The organism is Streptomyces sp. NPDC005899, from assembly GCF_040629645.1.
GTDB lineage: Bacteria > Actinomycetota > Actinomycetes > Streptomycetales > Streptomycetaceae > Streptomyces.
Genome location: NZ_JBEXWB010000366.1, coordinates 1 through 6,061, shown reverse-complemented (window position 1 = coordinate 6,061; position 6,061 = coordinate 1). Strand labels below are relative to the sequence as shown.

Annotated in this window: 6 protein-coding genes; 1 reads left to right on the top strand and 5 read right to left on the bottom strand. The window is 73.2% G+C overall.

The window, feature by feature from the left end; genetic code table 11:
- From ABZ371_RS27760 to ABZ371_RS27750, 3 genes are all read right to left on the bottom strand, one after another.
- Positions 1 to 647: enoyl-CoA hydratase/isomerase family protein (locus ABZ371_RS27760; protein WP_358684498.1), on the bottom strand; the 647-nt coding region annotated here is incomplete at its 3' end.
- 146 nt (positions 648 to 793) lie between these two features.
- Positions 794 to 1,015, bottom strand: coding sequence for a helix-turn-helix domain-containing protein (locus tag ABZ371_RS27755; RefSeq protein ID WP_043439149.1), 222 nt, complete (start codon positions 1,013 to 1,015; stop codon positions 794 to 796).
- 340 nt (positions 1,016 to 1,355) lie between these two features.
- Positions 1,356 to 2,954, bottom strand: a complete 1,599-nt coding sequence (locus tag ABZ371_RS27750; RefSeq protein ID WP_358684495.1) for an ABC-F family ATP-binding cassette domain-containing protein — start codon at positions 2,952 to 2,954, stop codon at positions 1,356 to 1,358.
- A 259-nt stretch (positions 2,955 to 3,213) separates the two neighbouring features.
- Here ABZ371_RS27750 and ABZ371_RS27745 point away from each other — a divergent pair, with 259 nt between their 5' ends.
- Complete coding sequence (locus ABZ371_RS27745) at positions 3,214 to 3,624, top strand: VOC family protein (protein WP_358684493.1); 411 nt, start codon at positions 3,214 to 3,216, stop codon at positions 3,622 to 3,624.
- Positions 3,625 to 3,660: 36 nt separating this feature from the next.
- On the opposite strand, the gene ABZ371_RS27740 is transcribed toward ABZ371_RS27745, so the two are convergent.
- On the bottom strand, positions 3,661 to 4,971 hold the full coding sequence (locus ABZ371_RS27740; RefSeq protein WP_358684500.1) for a hypothetical protein: 1,311 nt from the start codon (positions 4,969 to 4,971) through the stop codon (positions 3,661 to 3,663).
- A 185-nt stretch (positions 4,972 to 5,156) separates the two neighbouring features.
- Positions 5,157 to 6,061 (bottom strand): hypothetical protein (locus tag ABZ371_RS27735; protein ID WP_358684491.1); only part of this gene is annotated, 905 nt, incomplete at its 5' end.

Genomic DNA, 6,061 nt, shown 5'->3' with positions numbered 1-6,061 from the left:
GCGGCGGCCAGGTCACGGGCCGCCTCGTCGAGCTGGCCGGCGGGGACGACGAGGTTGGCCAGGCCGGTGCGCTCGGCCTCCTCGGCGTGCACGAAGCGGCCGGTGGCGCAGATCTCGAGCGCGCGGGCATAGCCCACGAGGCCCACCAGGGGGTGGGTGCCCGTCAGGTCGGGGACGAGTCCGAGGCTGGTCTCGCGCATGGCGAACTGCACGTCGTCGGCGGCGATCCGGAGGTCGCAGGCGAGGGCGAGCTGGAAACCGGCGCCGATGGCGTGCCCCTGGACGGCCGCGATCGACACGATGTCGGTGCGGCGCCACCAGGTGAACGCCTCCTGGTACCCGGCGATGGTCGCGTCCAGCTCGGCCTCGGAGCCGCGTGCCATGTCGAGGAAGGACGGCTCGCCCTCGAAGCCCTCGGGCGTGAACGCCTGCCGGTCGAGGCCCGCGGAGAAGGACGCGCCCTCGCCCCGCAGGACGACGACCCGCACGGTACCGGGGATCGCCCGCCCGGCCTCCGCCAACGCCCGCCACAGAGCGGGAGACTGAGCGTTGCGCTTGGCCGGGTTGGTGAGCGTCACCGTGGCTACCGCGTCGTCGACGGTGAGTCGTACGCCGTCCTTGTCGAGCACAGGGGCGAGCGGGGTCATGGAGTGCCTCCGGATCGGGTGCAGTCAGCAGTTACTGGCAGGTAACTGAACAGTAACCACCCGGACGACCTGATGGTCGGCCGGGTGGCCACCCGGTGTTCCGGTGAGCCCCGGGACCGGTGCGCGGCCCCGGACCATGCCCGCCGTCAGGCCGAAGGGGCCTTCTTGCCCCGGGTCGCTCCGCCGCGTCCCCGCAGCGTGACCCCGGACTCGCTGAGCATCCGGTGGACGAATCCGTAGGAGCGGCCCGTTTCCTCGGCCAGCGCCCGGATACTCGCACCGGAGTCGTACTTCTTCTTCAGGTCTGCCGCGAGCTTGTCACGCGCGGCGCCGGTAACCCGGCTGCCCTTCTTCAGAGTCTCGGCCACCCGTGCCTCCTCAAGGAAGTGCGCTCTGGACTCTCATGATCACCCCTTCCCGGCTTCCTGGCCACCCATTCGGCAAGGTCCGCACGAGCGGATTCCCCGTCCCGCGGCGGCCGGCCGCAAGCGGAGGGAGGGAATCCGATTGCCGCGGCCGCCGCCGGTGTCGGGCATCGGGAAGAACAGCCAGGTCAGGACGGTGCCGACGGTGCGGCCGGACATGAGTACGCCCGGCAGGTGTCTGCCGGGCGCCGCGCCGGGGTACGAGAGCCGCTCACCCAGATGACGGATCACGCGTGGGCCGAATGATCCATGATCCGTGGATCACCGGGGTCACCGGGCGGGATCAGGCGAGAGCCACCAGGTCCCGGTAGTCCGCACCCCAGAGGTCCTCGACGCCGTCGGGCAGCAGGATGATCCGCTCCGGCTGGAGCGCCTCGACCGCGCCCTCGTCGTGGGTGACGAGGACGACCGCGCCCTTGTAGGTGCGCAGCGCGCCGAGGATCTCCTCGCGGCTGGCCGGGTCGAGGTTGTTCGTCGGCTCGTCCAGGAGCAGGACGTTGGCGGAGGAGACCACCAGGGTCGCCAGGGCCAGGCGGGTCTTCTCGCCGCCCGAGAGCACCCCGGCGGGCTTGTCGACGTCGTCGCCGGAGAAGAGGAACGAGCCCAGCGTCTTGCGGACCTCGACGAGGTCGAGGTCCGGTGCGGCGGAGCGCATGTTCTCCAGCACCGTGCGCTCCGGGTCCAGCGTCTCGTGCTCCTGGGCGTAGTAACCGAGCTTGAGGCCGTGGCCCTCGATGATCTGACCGGTGTCGGGCTTCTCCGCACCGCCCAGGAGGCGCAGCAGTGTGGTCTTGCCCGCGCCGTTGAGGCCGAGGATGACGACGCGGGATCCCTTGTCGATGGCCAGGTCCACGTCGGTGAAGATCTCGAGCGAGCCGTATGACTTGGAGAGGCCCTCGGCCATCAGCGGCGTCTTGCCGCACGGGGAGGGCTCCGGGAAGCGCAGCTTGGCGACCTTGTCGGAGACCCGGACGGCCTCCAGGCCGGAGAGCAGCCGCTCGGCCCGCTTGGCCATGTTCTGCGCGGCGACGGTCTTCGTGGCCTTGGCGCGCATCTTGTCGGCCTGGGAGTTGAGGGCGGCGGCCTTCTTCTCGGCGTTCTGGCGCTCGCGCTTGCGGCGCTTCTCGTCGGCCTCGCGCTGCTGCTGGTACAGCTTCCAGCCCATGTTGTAGATGTCGATCTGCGCGCGGTTGGCGTCGAGGTAGAACACCTTGTTGACGACCGTCTCGACGAGTTCGACGTCGTGGGAGATCACGACGAAGCCGCCGCGGTAGGACTTGAGGTAGTCGCGCAGCCAGACGATCGAGTCCGCGTCCAGGTGGTTGGTGGGCTCGTCGAGGAGCAGGGTGTCGGCGTCCGAGAAGAGGATGCGCGCCAGCTCGACGCGGCGCCGCTGGCCGCCGGAGAGGGTGTGCAGGGGCTGGCCCAGCACCCGGTCGGGCAGGCTGAGCGCGGCGGCGATGGTGGCGGCCTCGGCCTCGGCGGCGTACCCGCCCTTGGTGAGGAACTCCGTCTCCAGGCGCTCGTACTTCTTCATCGCCTTCTCGCGGGTGGCGCCCTTGCCGTTCGCCATGCGCTCCTCGTTCTCCCGCATCCTGCGCAGGGTCTCGTCGAGCCCGCGGGCCGAGAGGATGCGGTCGCGGGCGAGGACGTCGAGGTCACCGGTGCGCGGGTCCTGCGGGAGGTAGCCGACCTCACCGCTGCGCGTGATGGTGCCGCCGGCGGGGGTGCCCTCGCCCGCGAGGCACTTGGTGAGGGTGGTCTTGCCGGCGCCGTTGCGGCCGACGAGGCCGATGCGGTCGCCCTTGGCGATGCGGAAGGAGGCGGACTCGATGAGGATGCGTGCGCCGGCGCGCAACTCGATGCCGGAAGCGGTGATCACGGAAAAACTCCAGGGCGGTTCGGACGGCGGAGGGACAGCTGGGGGCTACGACTCGACGCCGTCTAATGCACAAGGAGAATTGCCATGGGACCCAGTCTACCGGCGGTGTCCACCCGCTTTTCCCGCCCGTGCGGCCCGCCCGGACACCGTCGCCCGTGGCCGGGCGGCCCCCGCCGGGGGATGCGTCGTCGGCGCCTGGTGGAAGACTGAGACACAGATCACAGCACGATGACGGACGCGGACGGGAGAGGTGAGCGCGATGACAGGCGCGGACGGGGTGCCGACGATCTACCCGACCATTCTGTACGACGACGCGAGGGCCGCGATCAGGACGCTGACGCAGGGCCTGGGCTTCACCGAGGAAGCGGTCTACGAAGGCGCGCACGGCACGGTCCTGCACGCCGAGCTGTCCTGCGGCAACGGCAGGGTGATGCTCGGCTCCAAGGGGCGCGACGGCGTGTTCGCGAAGGCCATGGCGGACGCCGGCCCCGCGGGCGTGTACGTCGTGGTGGACGAGGTCGACGAGCACCACGCGCGCGCCGTGGCGCACGGCGTGGAGATCCTCATGCCGCCCACCGACCAGGACTACGGCTCCCGGGACTTCATGGCGCGCGACGCGGAGGGCAACGTCTGGACGTTCGGGACGTACGCTCCGGGGTCCGCCGGCTGACCGGCCGCCCCCGGAGCTCCGCACCCCTCACACGCCCTACACGCTCCCGGTGTGCACCTGGAAGGCCGCGCGCCGGACCGCCTTGGCGAGGGCGGGGTCCGGATGGGCGGCGGCCAGCGCCACCAGGACCTGGACGGTGCGCGGATGGCCGACGGCCCGGATCTCGTCCAGCAGCGCGGGGACGGTGCCCTGTACGGCGGAGTCGAGGTGGCGGACGAGCAGCCCCGTCTCACCGTGGTCGGCCACGGCCGCCGCGGTGTCGACCCAGAGCCAGGTGGCTTCCTCGCGGCTGAGGACGTCCTGGGCGTCGTCCGGGTCGGCGCCCTCGTACTCCGCGAGCCAGAGCAGCGCGTAGGGGCGCAGCGGCGTCTCCGTGACGACGGAGCGCACCACGGGCTCGGCGGGGGCGCCGACGACCCGCAGCGCTTCGAAGGCGAGGCCGCGCAGGAGGGCGTCCTCGCCCCGGGCGACGGCCAGCAGTTCGGCCACGGCGCTGCCGACGGGCCGGGCGGCCAGCCAGGCCCGGTACTCGGCGCGGGCCGGCCCCGGCGTGAGGCGCGCGCAGCCGAGCAGCATGTCGGCGGCGGACCGCTCGATGTTCCCGGCCGGGCTCTGCGCGGCCACGCAGATCTGTTCCAGCTTGACCCAGACCGCCCAGTTGCCCAGCGGGGTGAGGGTGGCCTGCCCGGGGGCGAGCGTGAGGGCCCCGACGGCGGCGAGCCCCTCCAGGGCCCAGTCCAGCAGGACGGTGTTCAGGTCGGCGGACCGCTCCGCCGTCGCGTCGGCGGGGGGCTGCTGCTGTGGCGGCGGCCCGTACGGCACCTCGCACCGTTCCTCCCGGAGTTCGGCGACGCGCTGGCCGAGGAGGTCGAGGAGGGCGGGCACGGTGACGGGGCCGGCCGAGAGCTGCAGCAGCGAGAGCACCTGCGGCACGGCCTCGACGGCCTCGGCCACGGCGGTGGCCTCGATGCCGTCGGGTGCGGAGTGGACGAGCGACCAGGCGTCGAAGAGCGCCACCCAGCCGCGCAGCACGGCCGAGTCGTCACGGTCCCAGGCGCGCAGCCGCCAGCCGGGCCGCACGGTGTCGCCGTGCAACTCGATCAGCCCGGCGAGCCGCGCCCGGTCCCAGCCCGCCCGCACCCGGGCAGGAGGGAGCTCGAGGGCCGCGGCGGCCCGCTCCAGGGCGCGCGCGGCGAGCGGGGCGCTGCCCGGACCCGCCGCGTCCGCCGCCCAGTGGGCGATCCGCACGGCCTCGGCCAGCACGGCCCTGGCCTGGCGCGCCAGTTCGGCGGGGGGCGGGGTGCCCTCGGGTGGGCGGGGGGCCGGCCTGGTGCGCCGGGTGGTCACGGCCTTGCGGGCGGTGGCAAGGGGTCGCGGGCGGACAAGTCGCAGCCTGGAGTCGCGCGGGTTACGGGACGTCACGGGGAGCAGTCTTGCCTCTGACGGCCCGAAAGCCCAAACGGAAGCCGGATCACAGGGGTACGGGAGGGTTTCCGCCCGGGTCACCAACCGGGCCGATCCGTCCCATCACCTCACATCAGGGGCGTGAGGAAGCGGCGGAGCGCTTCTTCGTAGCGGGCGGGGTCCGCGTTCCACATCGCCGCATGCGGAGCGTCCGCCACGGCGTGCAGGGTGACGACGTCGGGGCGGCGGCCGGCCAGCTCCCGGGACGGCTGCCAGGGTGCCAGGGTGTCGCCGGGGCCGTGGAGGATCAGCGTCGGGACGTGCAGCGCCGAGGGCACCGAGGTGTCCAGGAGCGGGCCGCCGTGCAGCCCGGTCCGGCCCTGGGCCGCCCGGACGGCGAGGGGCACGAGCGCGGCGGGGACGTTGTGGGCGGCGGCGAGGGAGCGCAGGGTGACCTTCCAGTCCAGGACCGGGGAGTCGAGGACGAGGCCGCTGATGCGGTCGCGCAGCGCGGAGTTGACGGCCGCGTGCAGCGCCATGGAGGCACCGGACGACCAGCCGTACAGGACGACGCTCCGCGCACCGCGGCGCACGGCGTAGCGGATGGCCGCGTCGAGGTCGCGCCACTCGGACTCGCCCAGGTGGGACAGGCGGTCCTGGCAGCGGGGCGCGCCGGGGTCGCCTCGGTAGGCGATGTCGAGGACGGGCAGTTGCAGCCCCTGGAGGAACCCCATGACGTTCATGGGGTGCTCCCGGGTGGTGCCCAGGCCGTGCACGGTGATCACCCAGGTGTCGCGGGTGCCGGGCAGGGACCAGGCGGGGAGGAGGCCCAGTTCCCCGGGGACCTCCACCTCCTCGTAGGCCAGGCCCAGGGCGCCGAGCGGATCGCCGGTGTGCACCTCCGGGGTGAGGCGGACCCTGGCGCCGCGTCGGAGCGTGCCGCGGGTCACGCGCTCCAGCCCCCGCACGACGGTGTCGGCGCTGTGGTGCGGCGCCTGCTCCGCCACGGGGCCGGCGATCCGCTCGGCGCCCT